The sequence below is a fragment of the bacterium genome (genome assembly GCA_023150945.1).
In the GTDB taxonomy this organism is placed as follows: Bacteria; Zhuqueibacterota; Zhuqueibacteria; order Zhuqueibacterales; family Zhuqueibacteraceae; genus Coneutiohabitans.
In genome coordinates this window covers 165,433-190,875 of sequence record JAKLJX010000015.1, presented here as the reverse complement: position 1 = coordinate 190,875, position 25,443 = coordinate 165,433, and the positions used below count along the sequence as shown (strand labels likewise).

Here is a 25,443-nt window from a genome sequence, read left to right as displayed (position 1 = left end):
CAGCTCCATAAGGTCTCATGCCTCTTAATATAATCAAAAAACTGTCAATTTCCTATTACTTATGCAAAACTCAATAACACTCGGTATATGACGATGGCTACACCCAGGAGCCAAATCGAACTGAATATGATCTTATTGTTCTTGGCCAACCATTTTGGCAAAAAAATATCAAAGTTATCATCTCTCGTGCTGGTGTATCGCGCAGCGATGGGAGTCAACGGGAAACTCCCGTTGTTGAGCTGCAAAACAATGCCCTCCAAAATGATCAAGCCAATGGCACTCCAAACCAAAACCCCAATCTTATCAAAAACTCCCGCATACAGAATGTAGCCGATGACGAACACAAAGAATGCCCAAATCAGCGTGTGGACTAGTCGAATCAGGAGAAGCTTGCGGCCATTGTTCTGTGTTGATTCCATACGTTTTTCTCGCGAGCATTATTCCGTTTTGAATTTGGCGGAGTCAGCTTCTAATGGGATCAAGCGAACAGCCTACGCTTACTTCTTTCGAAACCCACCAGAGATTGCGCCCAGCAGAACGAGAGCTATGGCGAAAACCGTTCCGCTCTGAATGGGAGTGATCGTCTTGGTAAGCAACAGAGCAGCGAGAATGACACAGACTCCCAAGAACACAAAACTTGCGGTTTTACCTTTCATAGTGACTCCTTTTAAATTCTTCCAACCGTTTCAACAATTCTTTTTCCAACAGATAGTAAGATGACAGCAATCTGCCATTGTACACGATGCTAAACACCCCGTAAGGCGAAGGCGATAAATTTCTGACCTCATCACAGGTTTTCAATTCCACAACGCGGCTTTCAAGGCCAAGTTTTTTTGCCGCGTTCAGGACGGTTTTAGCGGCATCATCGATATAAGGACATTGATCCGAGCGAAATACGGTAAGCTCGTGCGCATATTGCTCCGCTTTTTTGCCCCAATCGTCCAAAAGAGTCGGCACTGGCGCATGATCAAATTTCATCACCATCAAGTCAAATACCGGCGGGGCTTGCGCAACTGATTTGAAGCCATATTGGAGCAGCAGTTCTTTGCCGGCCAGCCAATTGCCTTCGCTGGTGAGCATGGCCACGCCGTGCATGCCGGCTTCGCGGGCATCTTTGATGCATGCCTTGAGCAAACGCCCGCCGAGGCCCTGGTCTTTGCTCCTGCCCACCACCCAGAGGCAGTGAATGAACATGTAGCCTTTGGCCTCGACAGTGCGCCAGGCGTAATCGCCGGGAATGTATTCGATGAAGCCGCGTTGCGGCAGCTCGTACATTTTGATGCGCATGCCTTCCGCGAAGCGCGCTTTGAGCCAGTTCAATTTTCGCTGATAGCCTTCGGCTTTGGGCTTGCTCATGTAGCAGAAGAAACCCTTCTCGGCGACGTTTTCGACGGTTACATCGATCAGTTTTGCACGAGGTTTGGTAGACATGCGATGATCTCCGAAATCGTAGCGCGGACTTCCAGCCTGCAAACCAAGCAGGCATGCCGCCCAATGCGGCTAACTTTTCAAAAAGGCAAAACGATTTGGGGCAAAACCATTGGCCTATTCCAAACCGGATTCAGTGAGCACAATGCCCATTCTCTGCATGTCCTTGATCATCTGCTTTGGCTCCACGAAATGCGCCTGCGTCCACAAGCCGGGTTTGCGGCCTGCTTCACCCAGGTATTGCAGCAGGGTCGCGACCACCGGAATCGCGGTGAAAGCGTAGCCGTCGGCATGCGATAGCAGCAGGCTGTGCGATTTTTTCCTGCCGTCTTTCAGGCCGGCAGCTTCCACTTTCAGCCGAGTGCCAAAGGGAGGCTGGGAAAAATTTCGCAAGCCCCAACCCAAAACCTTGCCGAGCGGTTTGACGCTGCGCTTGCCCAACAACTTGTACAACGGCCAAATGAACGGAAAGACGAGCCAATCAACAAACCAGTTGAAACCGCCAACATAAAAGCCGGTGTCTTGCAGGCCGGGGTACATTGCGGGCAAGCTGGTGATCTCTTCAATCGGCATCGGCACACAGTAACTCTTTCCAAACGGCGCATCAAAATCCATCCAAATCGTGTCAAACATGCCGAGCCAGCGCACCTTTTGCCATTTGCCCTTTTGGAAAACCGCGCCGGAGAAATCATTCATGAATTCGATCAACTCCGCGAACGTATCATCGCCCAGTGACAAATCCCGCCAGTTGATTTTGATAACGCTGCCGACACGCGCTATTTGAAGCCGGTCGAATTCTTCAGCGATATGGCGAATCATGACCGCCGGCAGGCCGGGATGAAAACCGCCGTCGGTGATGAAGCAAAGCCCGGCCGATCGAATGTCATTCTCGATAAATTTCAAGTAGTCAATCTTGGCATGGGAAAACTGAATGTCAAAGTAGTCGCACCGCGACGCCAGCGCTGCCGCGGCGATGGGCTGGGTGAATGGGGTTGTACTCGAAGCAACGACGACCAAATCCGCGCCCGCGAAAACGCGGGTGAGACTCACCTCTTCCGCGGCATTGGCAAACGCGCCGGAGACGCGCCGGCCTTGAGATTGACGGTTCAGCTCAAGCGCGAGCTGCTCAGCTCTGCTTCTGTTCCTGCCCGCGAGGACCAACTCGCAAGTGGCTTCCTGCAGCAGATACCTGGCAATGAGGCTGCCGGTGTTACCGTAGCCGCCAAGAATGACGATTCTCTTGTTGCTCATCTTCATACCAAAAATGGAATGAACCGCTTTGTCGTCCTTGAGTAGGTGGCGTATGCTTCACCAAACCGGGCGAGATTCTCCTGCTCTTCCGCAAGCGCAGTAGCAACCAGAAACGCGGTGGCACATGCCGCGAGCGACAATGCCACGAGAGTGACATGCTTCAGAAGCGCGCCCCAAGTCAGTAACAGTAGCGACGTGTAAAGCGGGTGGCGGATATACTTGTAGGCACCGCTGCGAATCAAGGTGGTCGTCTTTTCAAATACAAAATCCGCATTGTTTTCTTGGTCTGCATTTGGCTTGCCACGGCGATGCAGCAACACGAAGCCGTGCACCGCCAGCACGAGCGCGGCGAAAAGCAGGAGCCAGGAGACGAGTTGCCGCGGCCTGAGCGGATCATGAAACCACACCGCAGCATTCGTGATGATCAACGCCAGCATCGCCTCTGCTGCAAAGAATCGGTAGAAGCCATGCGAGCCGGGATGGCGGAACGTGCGCCATGAGAATAGCACCAAGCAAAGCGTGCCGAGAGAAAATGCTAACGTCTCACGCATGCGCTGATTCTCCTGCAGTATTCAGGAAAGCGATGAGTCAACCTCCTCACCAAATACCGGGAACGAGGCGGTAACGGACTTCGTGAACAAAATCCCGGTAGCCACCCAATTCGGCTTGAAGCATGCGATCCTCCAAAGCCGTCCGGAGAATCATAAGCACCGCGGCCACCAGGCCGGGAATTAGCGCCCACCGCGAACCGAACACGAGCGGAGTGCCGAGTGATTGGAGAATGAATCCCGCATAGCCGGGGTGCCTCACAAACCTATAGGGCCCGCTGCGGCACACGGTCTGGCCGCGGTCGCTTTGAATGCGCACAGCGGTTGAAAAAAACGCATTGGCGAGCATCGCCCAGCCGGCAAGGGCCAATCCACCCGCCAGCAGGACGGCGCCCGCGAAGTTCCAACTCGCGCTAAGCTCGCGCGTCCAACCGAAACGCATATCCAGGCCCGCGACCAGCGGAACCGCAAGAAATAGGATCAAACTCCAGAGGCCGGCCACGACCTTGTCCCAATCCTTTGTTTGCTTGCTTGGGCGGCCGCGCTCAGCGATGGTCTCGGGACTGGCACGAAGCATGATCGTGCCGTTGATTGCTACACTCACGAGGCAGATCGCCAAATAGACCCACGCCCAAAGCCAGTCGAGGCGGCCGGCAGAGAGAAAAAGAATAACTGCCTGCAAGAGGAACATGCCCGCCACTTGTGCAAACCGCGCGGCAATGCCCGCCTGGAGGTTGGGCTGGTTGTCGGCAGAAGGGTTTTCCACTTTGGTGTTCATCAGCAAAATCCTTCAGATGGAGATCACGGAAGTACTCCAATCGCTCAAAGAGTTCAAACCGAGGGTTCGGAACCCCGATGCCGAATTTGCTGCGAGTATTCCCTGTTGAGGGCACGGGCACTTCGTCGTGCCTCAATAGAGAAGTGGCACCAGCTTCTTCGTCCGCCGTGCATAGTCCTCGAACGCACCGCCGTATCGCATCGCGAGATAGGCGTCATGAGCCGGGATCAGAACGAAAGCGAAGTTCAAGCCCATGGCCACAGGCACGATGCCCGCCCACAGTTGCCGAGTGAGGACGGCCAAGCCACTGAAGAGAAGCAGATCGCCGAAATAATTGATATGCCGGCAGTACTTGAATAAGCCTCCCGTGTAGAGGTGTCCTTTGTTCCCGGGAAGGGCTTTCCAGATATGCCGTGAATACTCAGATGCAGTTCCGAGATAAGATCCTATGAAGTAGAGCAGTGCCCCTGCCACATCCACCAAGCCGAGCGGCTGGGGCGTCTGGAGGCCGTCACGCAGAAACATGAAAAGCACGAAACCGATCAGCCCCCCTCCCGAGGCTGCCTCCCACCAGGGGATTTTCCGCTTTACGAAAACAAAGAGCGTGATGGCGGCCCTCGCCATGTAAATGAATACGCCGGCGAGCAGCGCCACCTGCCGGCCGAAGTTTACCGAACGATCGGCTTCGTTCGGCGCAGAGAATGCCAGCCAGGTGGCGCCCACAACGCAAATAAGGTACCAGGAGATGATCGCAGACTTCGGAGCGAACGAAGGGGACTTCTCACCCTGAAATTGAAGCTTTCTCTTTATGTGGCTCAAGATCCACCTCTCCTATTTCTCGTCATTCGCGCTTGGATTGAGTCGAAGAGACCACCAGTCAACTTCTTCAACACGCCCAAGCGAACGGGGTAGAAGTAGTCAGACTCGAACCAGCCTTGGTCCCTGTAGTATCGGTAGTCGCGACTGTTGTCATCGAGCTCCAGCCTTATGCTCGTGCGGCCCATCCGAAAGCCCATGAGCTTGAACAACGTCGGCACTGGATATTCCGGCTCAAGCAGTCTTTCGTAGAACTGCTTGCTCTGCTGCGCGAGAGCCTTGTCCATCTTCTGCTTTTCCTTCTCCGTCATCGGTTCAAGAGCAGTGAAGCACGTGCCTTTGACGGTGTTGAAGCCCAAGCCATTGCCGACGAAATCGAGGTAGCTCACGATGTGGTCGCCGCCATAGATGCCCTGGGCAACGATACTGGTGAAGGTCTTCCCAAAAAAGCACGGACGATGAAAGACAAAGCCGAGTCTGTCGAGGAAGATCTTCATCAGGGCGGAGACTTGGAACGAGTAGTTCGGGGAGGCAAAGATAACTCCGTCTGCAGACCTCATCTTCTCAATGAGCAGATCGCGGTCATCCTTGAACGGGCAAAACTCCTCACCCTTCGCGAAGCACAGCTTGCAGCCTCGACAAGTGTTGAGGCGATAGTCGCTCAGGGCGATGATCTCATTTTCGACCTCCCCCAACGATCGCAGGTTGTCCAGGAACTGGCGGACGGCCGAGTAGGTGTGCTGTTTGCGGGCACTTCCAACGAAAGCGGTCACTCTTTTCATGTGCTGACCTCCGTGGATTCGCACGCGGAAAAAGTTGGCAAGGTCTTCACGGCCTCACCTTGCATACCGCCAAAGAGACTGCGGCTGATGAGAATTGCGTCCTGCGGTGGGCTGGGACCGGCGTCCGGTGGGGCAGAAGCGAGGTGCCGTGCGTGCAGATTACTGGTGCGGTCCGGCAGCGGTGCGTTGCAGCACCAACATCGAAAGATCGTCATGCGCGGGGGCCTCCCCAACGAACGCGGCGATTGCGGCGATGATCCTTGCGCCCATTTCGGCAGCCTGCAATCCCGCCAACGAACGCAGCAGGGCAAACAAGCGCTCTTCACCGAAAAAGTCACCGGCCTCGTTGCGTGCCTCGGTCAAACCATCGGAATAGATCAAGAGAGTTTCTCCCCTCTGCAATTCAACTCTCTGCTCCACAAATGTCGCTTCAGGTGTGAGGCCCAAGGCCGTGGCGTGTTGTGCAATTTCTTCCAGCTTGAAATCGCTGAGGCGGAGCGGCGGCATGTGGCCGGCATTGAGCAAGCGCACGCTGCCGGAGTCGGGCTGCAATTCCAGGTACACCAGCGAAGCAAAACTGTCCGGCAAGCCATCACGCCGAAGAATCGCGTTCAACTTGGCGCCCAGCTCCGCGAGCGAGTCGAATTCCGCTGCCAACGCGCGCAACGTGGCTTGCAGTTTCACCATGAGCAGCGCAGCCTTCAAGCCTTTGCCCGCCACATCGCCCAACGCCAAGCCCAAGCGCTCGCCATCCAGGGCCAGATAATCCACAAAGTCCCCGCTGACTTCATTTGCCGGCTGCGCAATCATCCAGATTTCCCAGCCGGCCACCACCGGATTGCGCTTGGGCATGAGCGCGCGCTGCACCACGCGGCCGGCAGCCAGCTCGCTTTGCGCGGTCATCTTGTCTTTCAATTCGAGCATGAGCACGAAGAGCAGAATTATGAAGCCGGCCTTGCCCGTGTCACTGGTGACATTCACATTGCTTCCTGCAAAGCCGATCGTGCCGGATTGGATGACGAGAACGCAACTGATCACGACCAGCACGCGCCGCACCGGCGTCAGCTTCAAGAACAAGCTCTTGATCAGCCACCATGCCATGACAAAGAAACGCTTGAACTTCCCCATACCTTGCAGGCGGGTTTTGCGCTCTTGATCGAGATAGAATTCCTTGAGCTCGCTCCAATCGCGGCGCAATGTGCGCTTGAAATCGCCGTGGCGAACGTCAGCAAGCAGAAGTCTGCCCAGCTTGGGTTCGGCGGCGGTGTCCTGCGTTGCCATATCAATTCTGCATCTTGATGAGAAGCCTGGCGCCAGCAAAGGCGAATATCACCGTGTGCTTTTCTCCGGTTCACCGGAATTATTGCGATTGGCAAAGAGCCGGCGCGAGAACGAAACGAGACCTTGTGACCAGCTTTCGAGCAGCGCATAAAAAGTCGGCACGATCACCAGGGTGAGGAAAGTCGCGATGGTCAAACCGAAGATAATCGCCACGCCGAGCGGGCCCCAGAAATCTGCGCTTTCGGCGCCGATGACGAAATGCAGCTCGCGCCAATTGAAATCGAAACCAGTGGCCAGCGGCAGCACGCCCAGCACGGTGGCGGCGGCGGTGAGCAATACCGGCCGCAGACGCACGCGGCCGGCTTCGACCAGCGCTTCCTCCAGTGGCATGCCTTGTTGCAGCTTCTGTTTGGCAAAATCGAGCAGCACAATGCCGTTGCGCACCACGATGCCGGCGAGCGCGATCACCCCCACGCCGGTCATGATCACGCTGAAGGGCAGGCGTGTCACCATCAGGCCGATCATCACGCCGATCAATGACAGCAGCACCGACAGCATGATCACAAACGGCACCCGAATGGAATTGAATTCCGAAACCAAAATCAAAAACACCAACAGCAGGGTGATGACAAAGGCATCTTTCAGAAAAGCCTCGGCCTTCTTTTGTTCTTCATCCTTGCCGGTGAATTTGATCTCATAACCCGCGGGCAGCTCGAAGTTCGCGAGCCGGGCCTTCACGTCGTTGAGCACTTCGGAGGCGAGGCGGCCTTCGACTTCACCGCTAATGGTGATCACGCGCTTCATGTCCTTGCGGCGAATGTCGGTGATGGAAGACGTGCGGCAAATCTCGGCAACGGAGGTCAAAGGGAAGGAATAGCGCCGGCCTTCCATGTTCATGAAAGTGATATGGACATTTTCCAAGTCCTCGACGTTGCGGCGCTGCGCTTCGAGCGCGCGCACGCGAATCTTGTATTCGTCTTCGCCGACGCGATATTTGGACGCCTCGATGCCGTTGACCGCCGCGCGCACGGTGGCCGCGACTTGACGCGTGTTCGACCACAGCCGTCCGGCTTTCTCGCGATCGACAATGACGACGACCTCCGGTTTGCCGATGTCGTAGTCATCTTTCAAATCCACCAGATTCGGCACGGATTTGATTTTTTCTTTGATGCGACTGCTCAGCTCGGCGAGTTGGGCATAATCCTCGCCCGAAATTTCCACACTCACCGGAGCGCCCACCGGCGGTCCCATCTCCTGTCGGTTCACGCGCACTTCCGCGCCGGCGAGGCCCGTGGTGCCGCGCCGGATTTCCTCGAGCGTGACAAAACTGCTTTGGCGGCGCTGTAATTTTTCATAAAAGTTGATCGCGATCTGCGCCTTGTTCGGCGTGCCCTGGCCGCCGAAATCAAACGGATCTTCCGAAGTGCCGGCGCTCGCCACCACAAACTCGATGTCCTTCCTGCCGGGAATCTGCGCCAGCCGTTCCTCAAGAGATTCCGCGATGCCGTTGGTCACATCCAGCGAGGTGCCGGAGGGACTTTCCACCACGACGCGCACGAGAGAAGGCTCGACGTTCGGGAAAAACTCGACGCCGGTGTTGAACACACCGAACAGCAGGAACACCAAAATCAGAAAAACCACGGAAGCCCCAATCGTAAGGCCCTTGCGTTGCAGCGTCCAATGCAAGGCCTGCACGTATTGCCGCTGCATGTAAGGGAAGAATTTTTCATCCACTTTGTGATAGAGAATCGTGAACGGGTTGTACTTTTTGTACCAATGCGGATGTTCGAGATTCTCACGCGCCTTGCGAATTTCCTTTTTGTAGTCGATCCACTGCGCGCCTTGCACCGGACTGATGATGAAGGCCACCAGCAGCGAAGCGCCGAGCGTGACGATGAGCGTGATCGGCAAATACCACATGAAATCGCCCACCACGCCGGGCCAAAACAACAACGGAATGAAGCCCGACACGGTGGTCACCGTTGAGGTGATCACCGGCAGCGCCACTTCCGAGGTTGCGGCTTGCGCAGCTTCCACCGGACTCTGATGGTATTCCTGTTGATGGCGATAGATGTTTTCGATCACCACGATGGCATCATCGACGAGAATGCCCAATACCAGCACCAGGGTGAACAGCACCACAAAATTCAGCGTGATGTTGAATGCCGCCAGCACGGTGAAGCCGATCAACATCGAAAACGGAATGGCGGTGGAGATCAGCAGGGAGTTCTTGAAGCCGAAAAACATGAAGAGTGTGATAACCACGAGAAACATGCCGGTGAAGATGCTGTTTTCCAGCTCACTCACCAAAGTTCTGATATTACGGGATTGATCGTTCGAAATTTCAAGTTTGACGCCCGCCGGCAGATGCGCCTGCTCCGCCGCAAGAATTTCCTTCACTTGATCGGCAATGCGGATGAGATTTTCGCCGGCGCGCTTGCGCACGCCCAGCGTTACCACCTCGGTGCCGTTGAGACGCGAATAGGTGAGACGATCTTCAAAAGAATAATCCACGGTGGCGACATCGCGCAGGTAGATGGCCTTGCCCTGGCGCACCTTGACGACGATGTCTTCCAGCGGCCGCACGTCCTTGAATTCGCCGGGCACGCGCACGGTGAAATTCTTTTCTTTCGTGTCGATCGAGCCGCCGGGCAGAGAAATGTTCTCCGCGCGCACAGCATTGGCGACGTCGTCGAAACTGATTTCATACGCGGCGAGACGATAGATATCGCAGTTGACCTGCACCTCCGGTTCCAGACCGCCGTTGATATCCGCGCGCAACACGCCGGGAATGGCTTCGATCTTGTCCTGCAAATCCTCGGCAATTTTCTTGAGCCGCACCAAACCCAGGCCGCCGCCGACGTTCACATACATGATCGGAAATTCACTGATGTTGATTTCCGAAACAATCGGATCGAGAATGTCATCGGGCAGCTCGGGCCGGGTGGAATTGACTTCATCGCGCACGCGGCGCAACGCATCGTCGATATCAATGCCGGTGTTGAATTCGACGCGGATGGTGGAGAGCCCTTCTTTCGAAGCCGAGGTGATCTCTTTGACGTCCTTGAGCGATTTGAGATTGCGTTCCAGCGGCTGCGTGACCAGTCCTTCCACATCCGTCGGTGAAACGCCGATGTACGGCACCGAAACGATTACCAACGGAATGGTGATGTCCGGCGCCGCTTCACGCGGTAATGAGGTATAAGAATTCCAGCCGAGCAGGATGATGATCGCCATCAACACATAAACCGCGACGCGGTTCTTGACGGCGGTATTGGATAACCACATAGAAGTCTCACTTTATTCAACTTGAATCTGCACGTTGGCTCTTGCCATTTCCGCCCGCGATTGATAACGCAGGCGAAGAGGTGCAAGGCTCCTGACGTCGACAACCCGACAGGTGGGAGGCGTAATCATGTGAGCGTGTTTGCGTTCTGTTTATTCACTCAGAATCACCGGGCTGCCATTCACCAGTCGTTGAAAGCCCGAAACAATCACGCGCTCGCCGGGCGAGAGTCCAGAAACGATCTCAACCAGGTTACCCTGCCGGCCGCCCAGCTTCACGTGACGTTCCTGCGCCGTGCCGCCGTTCTCCACATAGACGACGAGCTTGTCGCGATCCACTTGCAGCACGGTGTTCTCGCTCAGTAACAGCGCATTGTCTTTCGATGCGAGAATGACACGCACTTTGGCCACCATTTCGGGTTTGAGCTTGCCGGCGCGATTGTCGAGATAGATTTCCACCGGCAGCGTCCGATTCGTGGGTGACACGGTCTTGCCCACGAAGGAAATCTTGCCGGCAAGTGTATCGCCGGGCACGGCATCGAGGGTGACGGAGACGGGCGTGCCGGGCGCGGCGCTGCCGGCGTGCATCTCCGGAAGCTCGGCCAGAATTTGGACCACGCTGGTGTTGACGAGATGCGCCATGGGCGTCGCTGCCGGCGCGAACTCGCCCGCATCTACCATGCGATCGTCCAGCACGCCGTTGATGGGACTGCGGATTTGCGTGCGCTCCCAGCGCGCTTTCATCAACTCGGCCTGCGCTTTCGCGGCATCGCGATTGTATTCCGCGCTTTTGTACTGGATTTCACTGATTGATTGCTCGGTGAAGATCTTTTCTTGCTTTTCATAATTCAATTCTGCCAGCTTGTACTGCGCGTCTGCCGCGGCATAACTGGCGAGCAAAACTTCGTCTTTGAGCACAGCAATGAGTTCGCCCCTTTTGACGTACTCGCCCTTCTGCGCCCGCCATTCTCGTATCACACCGCCCTCTTCGGGACTGAGATAGACGTCTTCAAACGCCTTGACGACGCCGGCCACTTGCAGGGTGGCGTCAAAGTGCGCAGGCTTGAGCTCTTGCACGCGCACAGGCACCGGCTCCATCTCGCTGCGATGATTGCTGGCTTGGGTCTGCTGCCCGCCGTTGTTGCGACAGGCCGGAAGAGGAAACAACAACAACAGATTCAGGAAATAGATCAGTCTTCGCATAAGTGTCATCTCACAACAGGTTGTGCTGCATTGCTTGCATTCGCAGGCAAGCGCCGCCGATCACGCGCACACGACAGCTTGATCAAGCGAGCATGCATTGTTATGGTCGCCGGGTGGTTCAGGCGCGGGCGGCGCGTTTCTGCCGGATCTTTTCCACTTTAATTTCCACGATGGCATAGATCACCGGCACCACCACCAGCGTCAACACCGTCGCGGTGGCCAGTCCGCCCATGACCGCACGCGCCATCGGCGCCCAGTTTTCGCCGCTCTCGCCCAGGCCAAGCGCGAGCGGCAGCATTCCCAAAATGGTAGTGAGCGCGGTCATGAGCACGGGCCGCAGACGCGCCCGGCCGGCTTCCATGATCGCTTCGAACAGGCCCCGGCCGCGCGCGCGCAGTTGATTGATAAAATCCACCAACACGATGCCATTGTTGACGACGATGCCGACCAGCATGATGATGCCGATCAGCGCCATTACGTTGAGATTGGAGCCGGTGAGCAGCAGCGTCAGCGCCACGCCAATGGATGAAAGCGGAATGGTGAAGATGATGATGAACGGATCCAACAGCGATTCGAATTGTGAAGCCATGACCATGTAAACCAGCAACAGTGCCGCCAGCATCGCCAGGCCAAGATAGATGAACGATTCCTGCTGTTCCTCCGCAATGCCGCCGATCTCGATACGGAAATCATTCGGCACACTTACCTGCCGGAGCGCTGCTTGCACGTCGTTGGTGACGCTGCGCAAGTCGCGGCCGGCGATGTCAATGTTGACGCTCACCATTCTTTCCTGGCCCTCACGCGTGATTTCGATGGGCGCTCTGCTGTATTCCACCGCCGCGACGGCGCGCAGCGGGATCTGCTTGCCGGCCGGCGTCACAATCAAAATGTTTTCGATATCCTCCTTGTTCCGGCGCGCGTCTTTGACGAGTTGCACGCGCACGTCATACTCGTCGCCCTGCTCGCGATAGCGCGTGACGACCGAACCCAGCACGCTGGTACTGACCAGCCGGCTGAGGTGCGCGGTGCTCAATCCCAAATCCGCCAGCCGCTGGCGATCGAAGTTGACGCGCAGCTCGGGCGCTGATTCGCGCAGGCTGGATTCCACTTGCGCAACGCCTTTGATGCCTTTCACCTGGTCGGCAACGGCATGGGCCAGCGCTTCGGCGCGGGACAAATCGTGGCCAAAAATCTCCACCGTAATGTCGCTGCCGCCGCCGAACATGGCTTCCTGCCCGCGGTCCGCGAAACGCGCCTCCACACCGGGTATGGTTTTCAGACGCCCGCGCAAGTCATCCTGAATGTCGAATTGCGTGCGCCGGCGCTCGGAGAGATTGGTGAGGCCGAGCGTGACATCGCCTTCGCTGGAGGTGCGGGTGGAGAAAAACGCCATGATGCCCTCGCCCTGGCCGAAATTGATGTAGGTGTTCTTCGCTTCCGGTACGTTTGCGCGAATGATGCCGTCGATTTCGGCCATACTCGTTTCCATCGCTTCCAGGCTGGTGCCAGGAGCGCGGTCGACGGCAATCGCCACGAAGCCGGAATCACTCTGTGGCAGGAATTCACCGCCGAGACTGGCGAGAATTATGAGGGACAGCAGGAACAGGCTCAACGCGGAAAAGGCAACGGTCTTCCGGTGTTCCAGTGACCATTTCAAGCCGGCGGCATAGATGTGCTGCAAACGTTCCAGCCAGCCGCCTACCGTGTCACCGGCTTTCGCCAACCAGGCGTGCTTGTGCTGCTGGTCGCGCAAATGCAGCAGCCGCGAAGTCAGCAGCGGTATGAGGGTCAATGCAACGAGCAGAGAAACGGTCAACGAAAAGCAGATGGTGACCACCATGTCATTGAAGAGCTCGCCGGCCAGGCCGGGCACGAACAGGACCGGCACGAACACTGCCAGTGTGGTCAGCGTCGAAGCGGTAATGGCCATCGAGACCTCGGCGGCGCCGTTGTGCGAGGCGGCACGCAAATCCTCGCCCAGCTCGCGGTGGCGGAAGATGTTTTCGAGCACGACAATGGAGTTGTCCACCAGCATGCCGACCGCCAGCGCCAGTCCCGCCATTGAAATGATGTTCAGCGTCAGGCCGGCCTGATCCATCACTGCAAAGGTCACGATCATCGATACCGGAATCGACACCGCGACGATGAGCGAGCTGCGCAGATTCCTCAGAAAGAAGAACAGCACCAGTACCGTCAGGCCCACGGCTTGTATCGCGGTGTTGCCCAAATTCGACATCGAACGGTTGATGAATTCCGAAAAATCGACGACGGTTTTCAGGCGCACGCCTTTGGGCAGCTCGGCTTCGATTTGCGCAAAGCGGTTGCGCACTTGCTCGCAGACTTGCACGGTGTTGGCGTCGGATTGTTTTTGAATCACCACCATCACCGCGGACTGGCCGTTGTTCCACACTTTTTGTTGCTGCTCGACAAACCCATCGACCACGGTGGCCACGTCTTTGACGCGAATGACCGAGCCGTTCATCACCCTCACGCTGGTGTTTTCGATCTGGCCGAGATTGCCGTATTCGCCGGCAGTCTGAACGGTGAATTCCTGCATGGCGTTTTCAATTTTGCCTGCAGGCAGTTGCAGGTTGCCCAATTGCAGCGCCGCCGAGACCTGTTCGATGGGAATATTGTGAGCGCGCAGCCGCGCCGGATCGACCAGCACTTTGATCTCGCGGCGCATGCCGCCCATGGTGAACGCCGAGGCCACGCCGGGGATGCGCTCCAGCCGAGGTTCGAGATCGCGCTCGGCAATCCGTCGCAATTCCGCCATGCCGTGCGTTTCGGAGCTGAGGGCAAGATAGAAAACCGGCTGCTGCGAGGGATCAAACGCAAACACCAAAGGGCCGTCCACTTCTTGCGGCAAAACATCCTGAATGAATTCGAGATTGTTGCGGACGTCGATCTCGGCTTGATTCATGTCCGTGCCCCAATCGAATTCCAGCAGCACCAGCGACAAGCCCTGCGCCGAGGTGGAAGTGATCTTTTCGATGTTTTCCACCGACGCCACCACTTCTTCGATGGGGCGCGTCACCACGGTTTCCATGTCGAAGGGCCCGACGCCGGTGTACTGCGAGATCAGCGCGATCATCGGGAATTCGAGCTTGGGATAGAGATCGATATCGAGGCGGGCCAGCGAAAAAAGGCCAAAACCGGCGGCAATGAGATAAATCATGAAGAAAGTGATGCCGCGCCGGATGGCGGTTTCAGTCATCTTCATGAAGCATGCACCTCCTCGCGAGCAATGGCGAACGTTGCAGCAGCGCGCAAATCATTCCGTGCAGCAATCATGGCTTATGCAGTATTGTTTTTACACGAGCCTCTTGTGGTTGTGACATTTCCAGATTATGTTGCGACCAACAATTTCGAGAGGAAAAACAATGGCAGATTCCGTTCTAACCGCCCCGGCAAGCAAAGCCGGCTATAGTGCCAAAGACCTTGTGCGTGACCTGGTTGATGAACTGCCGGACAATTGCACTTTGGAAGATATTATGCTCGAGCTTTACATTCGAGCCAGTGTAATCGAAAGCCGTCAGCAAATGGCGGCCGGCCAGGGCTTGTCACTCGAACAGGCGCGAAAGGAACTCGACTCGTGGTTCACTTCACGATCTCTCCGAAGTTCATCTCCCAGCTAAAGGGGATGCCAATACCTGGCAGAAAACCAGTCGGAAGAACACGCGCGGCAATTCGAGGAAAAAATCTTCGATGAAATCGAAAAGCTGGAGCATTCGCCACAACGATGGCAGCGCATAGAAATACCTCGCGTCGAGGGTGAATTCCGTCGCATTCTTGTTGGTGTCTACCAGATTTTCTATGAGATTGAAGGCGAGCACATCGCCATCCATGCCATCGTTGATGGGCGTCGCCGCCCGCCGCTCTTTCATCCCGATTGATGACAGCCTGGGTTCTCCTCACGATTGATCGGCATCCTTTCTCACCACCGCCACCGGCGCCCCTTCCCGCAAATTGTTTTGTCCCACCGTCACCAACTGCTCACCGATCTGCAAGCCGGAAGCAATCGCCAGATGTTCGTGGTTCAAATCGATCACCTCGAGCCGGCGCTGCACCGCCTTCTCACCCTCCACCACAAAGACGAAGTAATGCTTCACCACTTGATCCTCACCGCGGCTGCGCTCCAGCGAGGTGTTCTCAATCACGGCGTGACGCGGCACGAGGATAACGTTTTCGATCACGCCGGTGGTAACTTCGGCGCGGGCATACATGCCGGGCTTGAGCAGATAGCCGGGATTATCCAGCACCACCTCGACTTCCGCCATGCGCGACAAGGGATCAAGCACCGGGCTGATCTGCACGACCTTTCCTGCAAAAACCCGATCGGGATAGGTGCTGACCTGCACGACGGTTTGCTGCCCGAGATTCAGCTTGGCCAAGTCCTTTTCGGTCGCCTCGAAAGTCATTTTCACCCGCTCCATCTGGCAGACGCTGACCAGGGGCAGCGCGGGCGTGGCCATGTCGCCGGCTTCGCAATAGCGTTTGCCGATGATGCCGGCGATGGGCGCGGTGATGGTCGCGTCTTGCCATTGGCTTTTGGCGCTGGCCAGCGCGGCCTCGGCTTGCTCCACCTGCGCTTGTGCCGCCTCATACTGGGTGGCAACGGCGTCGAATTGCTGCTTGCTCACGGAGAGATCGCGATACAGCAACGCAAAACGATCATACTCGGAACGCAAATTCGCTGCCTGCGCCTTCGCCGCGGTCAGCGCCGCTTCCGCCTGCCGCACGGCTTGTTCGATGGTTGTGGCCGCGATGCGCGCGAGCGGCGTGCCCTTGGCAACTTGGTCGCCGGCATCGACAAAGAATCTCTCGATACGATCAGGAATTTTCGAGAAGACCTTGACTTCATACTCTGCTTTGATGTCGCCGTAATAACTGATTGTCTGCGCCAGACTGCCCAAACGAACGGTCATGGTTTCGACGGGGATCCTGGCTTCGACGGTGGTTTGAGGGTCGCCTTGAGTGCAACCCCCGATCAACATGCTCAGACACGCGATGGCAGCGCAAAAACAAATGGCTCGTTTCATCGTGCTGCTCCTTGGGATACCGCTATTTCTACTTCGTCACATTCCATGGGGCGACCCACTAAACACGCGAAATACACGAAATGGCCCGGCGCGTTTTTTGTGTGATTCGCGGGCAATCATTCAAATCTGAAGACCTCCAACGATCACATTTTTTCCGCCTGAACCCGCTTTACACATCAAAATACAGCGCCATCTCATACGGATGCGGGCGATTGCGCACGGCGTAGTATTCCTGGCTTTTGAACTTGATCCACTCCGCAATCTGGCCGGCATCGAACACGCCGCCTTGCAGCAGGAAATCGTGATCGCGTTCCAAGGCCTCGAGCGCCTCGCGCAACGAGGCCGGCAGCGGCTTGATGGCCTTGCGCTGCTCGTCGCTCCAGGTGAAGATGTTCTGATCGATGGGGCCATAGCCCATGGCGGTCGGATCCATCTGCTGCTTGATGCCGTCCAGGCCCGCCAGCAGTTGCACCGCCAGTGCCAGGTAGATGTTGCAGGTCGCATCCGGCGGGCGAAATTCGAAGCGGGCGGTGTCCGGTTGATCGGCATACAGCGGCACGCGAATCGCCGCGCTGCGATTGCCCAAGCTGAAGAAGGCGTTCACCGGCGCTTCGAAACCCGGCACCAGCCGGCGGTACGAATTGGTCGAGGGGTTGGTGAAGGCGAGCACCGCACCGCCGTGATGCAACAAGCCGCCGATGTAATGCAGCGCGGTTGGACTGAGCTTGCCGTAGCCGGCAGCGTCGTAGAAGACGTTGCGGCGCTTGTCAAAAAGCTGCTGATGAAAGTGCATGCCATTGCCGGCCTCGCCGAACAAGGGCTTGGGCATGAACGTCGCCGTCTGCCGGTGGCGTTGGGCGACCATTTTGGTGACGTACTTGACGATCTGGGTGACATCGCCGCTGCGCAACAAGCCCATCAGCGGCGTTTCGATCTCACACTGGCCGGGGCCGCCCACCTCGTGATGATGATACTTCACTTCGATGCGTATCTCTTCCAGCGCCAGCGCGATTTCACTGCGCACGTTGTAAAGCTGGTCCTTGGGCGGAATGACGTGATAGCCGCCGTGCAGGGGAATCAAATGGCCGTGCCCGCCGTTGGCGCTTTGCCAATCCGCCTCCAGGCTGTCCACGCGGTACGAGGCGGTGTGAACGGCATTCTCATAGGCCACACTATCGAAGATGTAGAACTCATACTCCGGGCCCCAGCGGCTCTCATCCGCCACGCCCAGCTCTTTCATGTACTCTTCGGCGCGGCGGGCGATGTTGCGCGGGTCACGCGAGAAGGGACGCTTGGTGTCGGCTTCGTAGGCCGAGCAGATGAAACTCAGCGTGGGCATTTCCCAAAACGGATCGCGAAATGCCGTGGCCAAATCGGGCAGCAGCACCATGTCCCCGGCTTTGAGCGGCTTGAGCCCGATCGCGGAGGCGTCGAAGCCGATGCCGTCGCGCATCAACTGTTCGTTGAACTGGCTGGCGGGAATGGTGAGATGATGCCAGCGGCCGGCCAGATCGCTGAATTTGAAATCCACCATCTTGAATTGCTGCTCGCGCAGATAGGCCTGGGCTTCGGCGATTTGATTGAACATTGACACTTCCTTTCAAAGCGAGCAACCGGCCACCCGGCGGGCGCAGCCGAAAAGTCTTCGCCGTGGGAAGAACTTGTGCCGCTGGCCGCGATCATCGGCGCTCAAGATCGCGAGGCTGTCTGCACCCGTGGGGGACGATTATTGCTCAAACACGCCTTGCAGCGCTTCGTAGTCGCTGTGCATCGTTGCTATCGCCGCTTTGATCTTTTTCTCATCGTTGGACGGCAGGGTTGCCGCCAGCGCAGCGACGGAAGCAGCCAGCTTGTCACGCGCTGCCGAGAAGGCCTCTTCTCTTTTCTTCAAGCGCTCCGGCAATACCGCGTTGCCCAGGGCCGCCATCTTGATCTGCAATTCACCGGTGGCCGCTTTGATTTTTGCGAGATCATTGGCGGGCGCGTAATAGTGATAAAGCAGATACAGCACGGCATGGAAGTCATCGATTTCCCGCAGCGCCGGCCGGATGACGCGGACCAGCCGCTCGTATTGCGTGTGCAGTTTCTCGGCAGCCTCGAGCAATCGGGGATTGTCTTTTTTCGCGACAGCGGCTTCATATTCCTGCACGACCTGCTGCAGCGCCTGCACGTTTTCCTCCCAAGCCTTTTGCTTTTCGCGCAGAATGCCGGGCAGCTTCGCCGCGGCAATTTCCGCGTTGTGCTTCTTGATGTCCGGGAGCAACTTGGCAAGCGTCTCGTAGTCTTTCTTGGGCCAGGCATTATGCCAGAGCTGGTAAATGACCGCATGGAATTTGGTCAATGCCGGGACTTCGGCTTTGGTCTCGGCAATCGTGGCGGCATCCTGATCCTGCGCCCATGCCGTGGCGGCCAGCGCCATGATGATCGCCAAAACGGAAAGTCCGTGCCTGGTTGACATGTGTTTCATTCGTACCTTCTCCTGCAGTTCGTGACGCATTTCCACAGCCCAATTACCCTGCCCGGCCCGCGGATCCGCACCTTCCGCCAATCTCATCCGCATCATCACGGCGCATTTTCACGATTTCATCAAATCGTGAAGACGTCACCCTCATCGGTTCGAGTGTCTTGCGGTCGCTGCTGGTGAAAATGAAGTCGATAATGGCGAGGCAATCGCAGGAAGGGCTTGAGTCATGACAACCTACTCCTTTCTGACCTGCAGTGAATATGCAAGCCTTAGGCCGCAGTGCCTTTAAATCAGCTCTTGAATTATCATGGGTTTGAGGCATATACAAAATCGGCCGGAGTTACGCTTTTTTTCAATTTTGAGAAGAAGGCGGCAGAATTTCTCAGTTTTGGGCAAAAGCGGCTGCGGTTCGCGTTTTTGACATAATTCCCCGGCGCAGCTTGAGGGCAGACGCGCCCGCTGAATTGCCGGCGTAGATTTCCCCTTGTAAATTTGCGTTCGAATCGCTACATCAAAGCCAGCAAACGGCGGGTAGGGAAGCGAATTTCAGCCGTCCCGTCCTTGCCGATTCACCAACTCTCACCGTGGGACCGCTCGATGCCTCGCCTACAAGAGTTTTGCGCGCTTTCCCATCAGATTCTGCAGCGCGCCAATCTCGGCGACCTGCGCCTCGACTTCATGCGCGAAGTCGCGCAGGTTATACGAGAGTATTCCGCCTGTGACGCGGTGGAACTGCATCTCATCGAGCGCCGCAAATACTATCGCTGCCGTCTGCGCACCGACGGGGTCTCGCCGGAAGCCGTGTTCGACATCGAGCCGCTCGACCAATTCGACGCCCATTCGCCGAAATCTCCCGTCCCCGCAGAGGCCGACCGGCATTGGCTGCGACGCGAGATTTTGCGCGGCCATATCGAGCTTGGCAAGCCGCCATTCACAGCGGCCGGCAGTTTCTGGACGAACGATACCGCAGCGCCGGTAGTGCTCCGCCTCAGCCGCGAGGCCGGCAGCCGCAGCCTCAACCTGGGCGGCGAATACCGCGGCCTCGCCCTTTTCCCGCTCGTGGTCAATGGTCACGAACGCATCGGCTTGCTGGAGCTGGGCAGCCGCCAGCCCGATTTTTTCAGCGCGGAAGACATCGAGTTCTACGAAAGCATCGCGCAGATGCTGGGCGTGGCCACCGCGCATCGCCGCGCGCAGGTGGAGGTGCGTGAACGGGTGAAAGAGTTGACCTGCTTGTATCGCATCGCGCAGGTGGCAGAGCGTACCGAAGAGCCGCTGAATCAGATCCTGCAGGCGGTGGTGGCGCTGCTGCCGCCGGCGTGGCTTTATCCCGAAATCGCAATGGCGCGCATCATCATCGATGAGCAGATTTATGCCACGCCCGGATTTCGCGACACGCCGCTGAAGCAGAGCGCGGATATTCACGTGCACGGTGTGCGGCGCGGCGCAGTGGAAGTGGTTTATGCCGAGCCGCGGTCGGAGCTTGACGAAGGTCCCTTCCTCAAAGAGGAGCGTGATCTGATCGAGGCGGTGGCCGGCGAACTGGAAATCATCATCGAGCGCGGCCAGGCGGCGCAGGAACGCGCCAAGCTCGAAGAGCAGCTCCGCCACGCCGACCGGCTGGCGACCATCGGCCAGCTTTCCGCCGGCGTGGCGCACGAGTTGAACGAGCCGCTGGGCAATATTCTGGGATTCGCCCAGCTTGCGCAAAAGTGCCCGGGGCTGCCGGCCCAAGCAGACCAGGATTTGCAGAAAATCGTGAATGCCTCGCTGCATGCGCGTGAAATCATTCGCAAGCTGATGATCTTTGCCCGGCAAATGCCGCAACAAAAGACGTACATCAATTTGAATCAGGTGGTGGGCAACGGCATGTCGTTTCTCGAGGCGCGGCTGGCCAAGGGCAAGATCACGGTGGTGCAGCGCCTGGCGCCAAACCTGCCGGAAGTCGTCGCGGATCCCTCGCAAGTGGCGCAGGTGTTGATCAATCTGGTGGTCAATGCCATGCAGGCCATGCCCGAGGGCGGAGTGCTCACCGTGGAAACGCAGGCCGTCGCGCACGCCGTGCGTTTGATTGTTGAAGACACCGGCATCGGCATGAGTGAAGAGGTGCTGCAACAGGTGTTCGTGCCTTTTTTCACCACCAAGGAGGTTGGCCAGGGAACCGGCCTGGGCCTCTCGGTGGTGCACGGCATCGTCACCGCTCACGGCGGCACAATCAAGGTGGCGAGCCAGGCCGGCCAGGGCTCGCGCTTCGAAGTGGAACTGCCCACGCCCAAACTGCCGGAACACAAAACAGATTGAAAACGAGCCATGCCTTCTCCGGAGAAAATGGAAAGTCTGCTCATTGTCGACGACGCCGAGGACACGCTGGAGGTGCTGCAGCGCAATCTCAGCGCGAAGGGCTATCAAGTCTTCACCGCCGCGAGCGTGGCGCAGGCGCTCACCCTTTTGCATGACATGACCGTGGATCTGGTGATCACGGATTTGAAAATGCCGGAGGTCAGCGGGCTGGATTTGGTGCGGCACGTGCGGGAGAATTTGAAGGACACCGCAGTAATGATGATCACCGGCTATCCTTCCATCGAAAGCGCGGTGACTGCGGTCAAGACCGGCGCGGAGGAGTATCTGCCCAAGCCCTTCACCGATGATGAGTTGTTTGCGGCCGTGCGGCGCACGCTGGAGAAGCTGCAAGTGCGCCGCGTGGCGCAGGGCCAGGCCCAACCGGCGCCCGCTGCGCCGCCGGGTCTGCTGGGCGAATCACCGCGCATGCGTACCGTGTTCCGCACCATTGCCAAAGCCAGTGCCACTTCCGCAACCGTGCTCATCACCGGCGAAAGCGGCACCGGCAAGGAACTGGTGGCGCGTGCCATTCATTACGGCAGCGACCGCGCCGCCGCGCCCTTCGTGCCGATCAACTGCGGCGGCATTCCCGAGGCACTGTTGGAGAGCGAGCTGTTCGGCCACATGAAGGGCGCGTTCACCGGCGCAGTGCAGACGCGCGCCGGCTTTTTTCAAACCGCGCAAGGCGGCACGATTTTTCTTGATGAAGTCAGCGAAATGAGCCTGGCGATGCAGGTGAAGCTGCTGCGCGTGCTGCAAGACCGCGAGATTCACATGGTCGGCTCCAGCCGCGCCCAGAAAATCGACATCCGCATCCTGGCGGCCAGCAACAAGGATTTGCTGGCACTGGTCAAACAGGGCGCGTTTCGCGATGATCTCTTCTATCGCCTGAACGTGATTCTCATCGAGCTGCCGCCGTTGCGCGACCGCGACAATGACGTATTGCTGCTGTTGCAGCACTTCGCCCACAAATTCGCCCAGGAGGCCGGCCGGCCGGTGCCACAATTCTCCGATGACGTGCTGCAGGTATTCACCAGCTATGACTGGCCCGGTAATGTGAGAGAATTGCAGAACGTCGTGCAGCGGCTGGTCGTGCTGGCGGAAGGCGATCACATCGACGTTCCCGACTTGCCGGCGTTCATGCGCTTCACGGCGCAGCGCAGCGCCGGTCTGCACCGCACCCTCGCGGAAGTGGAGGCGGAGCACATCCGGCTGGTGCTGGCCAACGTGACCGGCAACAAGACGCAGGCCGCGCAGATTCTCGGCATCGATCGCAAAACCCTGCGCGAGAAGTTGAAAACCCACGCGGTCGAATCTTGAGAGGCTGAAACCGCAGGTGAATCCCGGCAGTGCATCACCGTGATCTCATGCCTGCCAGCCTGCCGTTTCGAACGAATCCTACCATTCCCCCCAAACACAAACAGCACAAAACGGGCGATCAACTCCGAGTCAGATCAAATGAAGCCGCCGGAGAAAATGGGGAATTTCTCCCCAGTGGGACGCATCTCCCCGGCTTCGCGCTGCCTCATCCGGGTTTTGACTTCATGAGACGGCCTCTGTTCGCCCCACTCCTCCCTGCTCCTACCGTTTGATTCTTCAACCCTTACGCCACGCGCATTTGCTGTGCACGTTGCTGCTCTGCGCGCAGCGGCTGATGGCATGCAAATGGCCTAAGCCTCTCACATCCAGCCCACAGCGCACATTTGCAACCAGAGGAGACTGCCATGAGTACCGCCGAGCCAAAGTTTAAAAGAAGTGAGATCGTTCCGGGGCGAGAAGCGAGAACACTCGCCCGCAGAGCCGTGCCGCAACAGCAGGCCGCGCCCGTGCAGGGTATTTGCACTTCATGCAAACACATGGCGACTTGCATCTACATGAAAGAACTGCCGCGGCCGGTGTTGTCCTGTGATTTATTCGAAGGGTATGCCGTGCAAAAAAGCGAGCCGGTGCTGAGGAATGCGGGCAATGGCCGCCTGCCTCGCAGCAGCGACACGCGCAAGTTCACCGGGCTGTGTGCCAGTTGCCAGAAGATCGAGACGTGCATTTACCCCAAGCCCGAGGGCGGCGTCTGGCATTGTGAGGAATATGAGTGAGGACATCGAGTATGAGCATCGCATTGAGAGAAGCACCACAAGTGAGCAAGCCGGCCAAGGCACCGGCGAAAAAACCCTCGTTGTATGAAAACGTCATGCGGCAATTCGACAAAGCCGCCGACTTGATGGAGTTGGAGCCGGACATCCGCAAGATACTCGCGACCACGATGAACGAAATCGTGGTTCACTTTCCCGTGCGCATGGATGACGGCCGCATTGAAACCTTCACCGGCTACCGCGTGCAGCACAACAACGTGCTCGGCCCGTTCAAAGGCGGGCTGCGCTACCATCCGGCGGTCGATATTGACGAAGTGCGGGCGCTGGCGACCTGGATGACCTGGAAGACCGCCATCACCGGCATTCCGCTGGGCGGCGCCAAAGGCGGCATTCAATTTGATCCGTCGCAGTTCTCGCTGCAGGAAGTCGAGCGTATCACGCGCCGATTCACCTTTGCCCTGGGCAACAACATCGGGCCGGAGTATGACATCCCGGCACCGGACGTGAACACCAATTCGCAAATCATGGCGTGGATTCTGGACACCTATCTCTCCATGATGCCGCCGGACGAGCGCAACCGGTGCACCCACGTCGTCACCGGCAAACCGGTGGAATCCGGCGGCAGTCTGGGCCGCGAAAAAGCCACGGGCCAGGGCATCGTCTTTACGTTGGAGCGGTGGGCCAAAGATCACGGCCTGAACCTGAACGGCGCCACCTACATCGTGCAAGGCTTTGGCAATGTCGGCTCGTGGGCAGCGCGGCTGCTCAAAGCGCACGGCGCCAAACTCATCGCGGTGGAAGACGTGACCGGTGCGATTTTCAATGCTCCGGGCATCGATCCGGATCAGCTCGCCAGCCACGTCCGGGCCGTGGGCAATCTCCACAGTTTTGCCGAGGCCACGGCCATTGATCACGAATCGTTTCTGCGGACGCGCGCAGACATTTTCATCCCCGCGGCCATGGAGAATCAAATCACCGCCGAGACCGCGCCGTGGCTAAACGTGAGGCTGGTGGCGGAGGGCGCCAACGGCCCCACCGATCCGGACGCGGACGTGATCCTGCGGCGCCGCGGCATCGAAGTGCTGCCCGACATTCTCTGCAATTCCGGCGGGGTGATCGTGAGCTATTTCGAATGGCTGCAAAACAAGCGCAGCGAATGCTGGGAACTCGAAGAGGTCGACTTGAAATTGCGCAAGCGCCTCCTCAATGCGTATGAACAAGTCAAAAGCATGGCGCGGGATTTCGAAACCGATTGGCGGACCGCGGCCTACATTGTGGCGCTCATGCGCCTGGCAACGGTATACAAGGAACGCGGCATTTTCCCATGAAGCCGGCCATCGCCGCAGGGCCGCCGCGCACGCTGAGCACAATCAACCACCAACCAAGGAGGGCATGATGGCAGCAACCTGTGCAGTCTGCGAAAGACGGATGGCCAGGGGCGAGGGCCAGTTTTTCCCCGAAGACGACAGTTTTCTTTGCGAAGCCTGCCTGGCGCAGCATCAGCAGGCCATGGCGCACCGGCAGGACGCCGGTCGCCACCAACGGCAGCGCACGGAAGACGAGTCATGAACAAGCCCGCGTGGTTACTGATTTGTTTTACCAGCTCGCGAGGTGAAGAATGCGGCACAAACGCACGGCTCAACCCACGCGCGCCGGCCAGTTGGCGGGCGCGCGCGTCAAGATAGTGGCGGTTCACAATCGCGGTATGTCCGAGCACGTCGTCATTGCCAACTCGGGCACGGTGCCTCAGCCGCTGGGAGGCTGGGCGTTGGCGGCGCTGCGCGGCAACCGGCTTTATTTTTTCCAGGATGATACGATCCTTCGTCCCGGCATGACGCTCACCATTCACAGCGGCCAGGACGCCCGCGCATACACACCACCCGGTTTGTTTTGGACGGACGAGCAAATGTGGAGCAATCGCAGCGACATGGCGCTGCTGTTCGATCCTGAAGGCAATGAAGTCAACCGCTTTTCCTATTCCCACCATCGCCTGTTGCGCCGCGAAACCTCGCGCCGCAAGCGACTCATCCGCGCCGGCGAGACGTGGCAAATGGTGGAGGAACCCGGCCGCAAGGCCAAGCCATTCTTTCGGCAAGCCGCCGCCCGAAATGCCGCACGCTGACTCGTCTCCGTCT

At 57.8% G+C, this 25,443-nt stretch carries 21 protein-coding genes; 6 read left to right on the top strand and 15 right to left on the bottom strand.

All coding sequences use genetic code 11. The features are described 5' to 3' along the window. Positions 1–59: 59 nt before the first annotated feature. The 15 genes from L6R21_19165 to L6R21_19095 all read right to left on the bottom strand — a co-directional run bounded on the left by L6R21_19165 (position 60) and on the right by L6R21_19095 (position 18,881). On the bottom strand, positions 60–419 hold the full coding sequence (locus L6R21_19165) for a hypothetical protein (GenBank protein ID MCK6561322.1): 360 nt from the start codon (positions 417–419) through the stop codon (positions 60–62). A 226-nt stretch (positions 420–645) separates the two neighbouring features. After that, the gene (locus tag L6R21_19160; protein ID MCK6561321.1) at positions 646–1,431 is read right to left on the bottom strand and encodes a GNAT family N-acetyltransferase; all 786 of its coding nucleotides are present in this window, start codon (positions 1,429–1,431) and stop codon (positions 646–648) included. A gap of 114 nt (positions 1,432–1,545) precedes the next feature. Beyond that, entirely contained in the window at positions 1,546–2,679 is a 1,134-nt protein-coding gene (locus tag L6R21_19155; GenBank protein ID MCK6561320.1) for a saccharopine dehydrogenase NADP-binding domain-containing protein, read from the bottom strand. Positions 2,680–2,681: 2 nt separating this feature from the next. Further along, a complete protein-coding gene (locus L6R21_19150) occupies positions 2,682–3,230 on the bottom strand; it encodes an isoprenylcysteine carboxylmethyltransferase family protein (GenBank protein ID MCK6561319.1) in 549 nt (182 codons plus the stop codon). Between the two features lie 46 nt (positions 3,231–3,276). After that, entirely contained in the window at positions 3,277–4,005 is a 729-nt protein-coding gene (locus L6R21_19145; GenBank protein ID MCK6561318.1) for an isoprenylcysteine carboxylmethyltransferase family protein, read from the bottom strand. A gap of 132 nt (positions 4,006–4,137) precedes the next feature. Further along, on the bottom strand, positions 4,138–4,824 hold the full coding sequence (locus L6R21_19140) for a DUF1295 domain-containing protein (protein MCK6561317.1): 687 nt from the start codon (positions 4,822–4,824) through the stop codon (positions 4,138–4,140). After that, positions 4,821–5,603, bottom strand: coding sequence for a flavodoxin family protein (locus tag L6R21_19135; protein MCK6561316.1), 783 nt, complete (start codon positions 5,601–5,603; stop codon positions 4,821–4,823). Before L6R21_19135 ends, L6R21_19140 begins: the two co-directional genes overlap by 4 nt. A 159-nt stretch (positions 5,604–5,762) precedes the next feature. Next, a complete protein-coding gene (locus L6R21_19130) occupies positions 5,763–6,884 on the bottom strand; it encodes a serine/threonine-protein phosphatase (GenBank protein MCK6561315.1) in 1,122 nt (373 codons plus the stop codon). Positions 6,885–6,932: 48 nt separating this feature from the next. Beyond that, positions 6,933–10,172 carry an efflux RND transporter permease subunit gene (locus tag L6R21_19125; GenBank protein ID MCK6561314.1) on the bottom strand — a complete coding sequence of 1,080 codons (3,240 nt, stop codon included), beginning with the start codon at positions 10,170–10,172 and terminating at the stop codon, positions 6,933–6,935. Between the two features lie 150 nt (positions 10,173–10,322). Further along, positions 10,323–11,372, bottom strand: a complete 1,050-nt coding sequence (locus tag L6R21_19120) for an efflux RND transporter periplasmic adaptor subunit (GenBank protein ID MCK6561313.1) — start codon at positions 11,370–11,372, stop codon at positions 10,323–10,325. A gap of 118 nt (positions 11,373–11,490) precedes the next feature. Then, positions 11,491–14,595: an efflux RND transporter permease subunit gene (locus L6R21_19115; GenBank protein ID MCK6561312.1), complete on the bottom strand. Its 3,105-nt coding sequence runs from the start codon at positions 14,593–14,595 to the stop codon at positions 11,491–11,493. Between the two features lie 400 nt (positions 14,596–14,995). Then, positions 14,996–15,259: a hypothetical protein gene (locus L6R21_19110; GenBank protein ID MCK6561311.1), complete on the bottom strand. Its 264-nt coding sequence runs from the start codon at positions 15,257–15,259 to the stop codon at positions 14,996–14,998. A 27-nt stretch (positions 15,260–15,286) separates the two neighbouring features. Next, on the bottom strand, positions 15,287–16,300 hold the full coding sequence (locus L6R21_19105) for an efflux RND transporter periplasmic adaptor subunit (protein MCK6561310.1): 1,014 nt from the start codon (positions 16,298–16,300) through the stop codon (positions 15,287–15,289). 283 nt (positions 16,301–16,583) lie between these two features. Then, a complete protein-coding gene (glnA, locus tag L6R21_19100; protein ID MCK6561309.1) occupies positions 16,584–18,002 on the bottom strand; it encodes a type I glutamate--ammonia ligase in 1,419 nt (472 codons plus the stop codon). A gap of 138 nt (positions 18,003–18,140) precedes the next feature. Then, entirely contained in the window at positions 18,141–18,881 is a 741-nt protein-coding gene (locus L6R21_19095; protein MCK6561308.1) for a hypothetical protein, read from the bottom strand. A gap of 594 nt (positions 18,882–19,475) precedes the next feature. On the opposite strand from L6R21_19095, the gene L6R21_19090 reads away from it, so the two are divergent. The 6 genes from L6R21_19090 to L6R21_19065 all read left to right on the top strand — a co-directional run bounded on the left by L6R21_19090 (position 19,476) and on the right by L6R21_19065 (position 25,430). Next, on the top strand, positions 19,476–21,179 hold the full coding sequence (locus L6R21_19090) for an ATP-binding protein (protein ID MCK6561307.1): 1,704 nt from the start codon (positions 19,476–19,478) through the stop codon (positions 21,177–21,179). Positions 21,180–21,206: 27 nt separating this feature from the next. Beyond that, a complete protein-coding gene (locus L6R21_19085) occupies positions 21,207–22,538 on the top strand; it encodes a sigma-54 dependent transcriptional regulator (GenBank protein ID MCK6561306.1) in 1,332 nt (443 codons plus the stop codon). Between the two features lie 536 nt (positions 22,539–23,074). Next, entirely contained in the window at positions 23,075–23,311 is a 237-nt protein-coding gene (locus tag L6R21_19080; protein MCK6561305.1) for a hypothetical protein, read from the top strand. Positions 23,312–23,322: 11 nt separating this feature from the next. Next, on the top strand, positions 23,323–24,636 hold the full coding sequence (locus L6R21_19075) for a Glu/Leu/Phe/Val dehydrogenase (GenBank protein MCK6561304.1): 1,314 nt from the start codon (positions 23,323–23,325) through the stop codon (positions 24,634–24,636). Positions 24,637–24,736: 100 nt separating this feature from the next. Then, the gene (locus tag L6R21_19070) at positions 24,737–24,877 is read left to right on the top strand and encodes a hypothetical protein (protein MCK6561303.1); all 141 of its coding nucleotides are present in this window, start codon (positions 24,737–24,739) and stop codon (positions 24,875–24,877) included. 49 nt (positions 24,878–24,926) lie between these two features. Continuing rightward, complete coding sequence (locus tag L6R21_19065) at positions 24,927–25,430, top strand: lamin tail domain-containing protein (protein ID MCK6561302.1); 504 nt, start codon at positions 24,927–24,929, stop codon at positions 25,428–25,430. Positions 25,431–25,443: the final 13 nt, after the last annotated feature.

Excerpts from the sequence above, each read along its gene's own strand:
- L6R21_19165 (MCK6561322.1), bottom strand. The coding sequence starts at position 419 with ATGGAATCAACACAGAACAATGGCCGCAAGCTTCTCCTGATTCGACTA.
- L6R21_19160 (MCK6561321.1), bottom strand. The coding sequence starts at position 1,431 with ATGTCTACCAAACCTCGTGCAAAACTGATCGATGTAACCGTCGAAAAC.
- L6R21_19155 (MCK6561320.1), bottom strand. The coding sequence starts at position 2,679 with ATGAGCAACAAGAGAATCGTCATTCTTGGCGGCTACGGTAACACCGGC.
- L6R21_19150 (MCK6561319.1), bottom strand. The coding sequence starts at position 3,230 with ATGCGTGAGACGTTAGCATTTTCTCTCGGCACGCTTTGCTTGGTGCTA.
- L6R21_19145 (MCK6561318.1), bottom strand. The coding sequence starts at position 4,005 with ATGAACACCAAAGTGGAAAACCCTTCTGCCGACAACCAGCCCAACCTC.
- L6R21_19135 (MCK6561316.1), bottom strand. The coding sequence starts at position 5,603 with ATGAAAAGAGTGACCGCTTTCGTTGGAAGTGCCCGCAAACAGCACACC.
- L6R21_19130 (MCK6561315.1), bottom strand. The coding sequence starts at position 6,884 with ATGGCAACGCAGGACACCGCCGCCGAACCCAAGCTGGGCAGACTTCTG.
- L6R21_19125 (MCK6561314.1), bottom strand. The coding sequence starts at position 10,172 with ATGTGGTTATCCAATACCGCCGTCAAGAACCGCGTCGCGGTTTATGTG.
- L6R21_19120 (MCK6561313.1), bottom strand. The coding sequence starts at position 11,372 with ATGCGAAGACTGATCTATTTCCTGAATCTGTTGTTGTTGTTTCCTCTT.
- L6R21_19115 (MCK6561312.1), bottom strand. The coding sequence starts at position 14,595 with ATGAAGATGACTGAAACCGCCATCCGGCGCGGCATCACTTTCTTCATG.
- L6R21_19110 (MCK6561311.1), bottom strand. The coding sequence starts at position 15,259 with ATGAAAGAGCGGCGGGCGGCGACGCCCATCAACGATGGCATGGATGGC.
- L6R21_19105 (MCK6561310.1), bottom strand. The coding sequence starts at position 16,300 with ATGACCGTTCGTTTGGGCAGTCTGGCGCAGACAATCAGTTATTACGGC.
- glnA (MCK6561309.1), bottom strand. The coding sequence starts at position 18,002 with ATGTTCAATCAAATCGCCGAAGCCCAGGCCTATCTGCGCGAGCAGCAA.
- L6R21_19095 (MCK6561308.1), bottom strand. The coding sequence starts at position 18,881 with ATGAAACACATGTCAACCAGGCACGGACTTTCCGTTTTGGCGATCATC.
- L6R21_19090 (MCK6561307.1), top strand. The coding sequence starts at position 19,476 with ATGCCTCGCCTACAAGAGTTTTGCGCGCTTTCCCATCAGATTCTGCAG.
- L6R21_19085 (MCK6561306.1), top strand. The coding sequence starts at position 21,207 with ATGGAAAGTCTGCTCATTGTCGACGACGCCGAGGACACGCTGGAGGTG.
- L6R21_19080 (MCK6561305.1), top strand. The coding sequence starts at position 23,075 with ATGGCGACTTGCATCTACATGAAAGAACTGCCGCGGCCGGTGTTGTCC.
- L6R21_19075 (MCK6561304.1), top strand. The coding sequence starts at position 23,323 with ATGAGCATCGCATTGAGAGAAGCACCACAAGTGAGCAAGCCGGCCAAG.
- L6R21_19070 (MCK6561303.1), top strand. The coding sequence starts at position 24,737 with ATGGCCAGGGGCGAGGGCCAGTTTTTCCCCGAAGACGACAGTTTTCTT.
- L6R21_19065 (MCK6561302.1), top strand. The coding sequence starts at position 24,927 with ATGCGGCACAAACGCACGGCTCAACCCACGCGCGCCGGCCAGTTGGCG.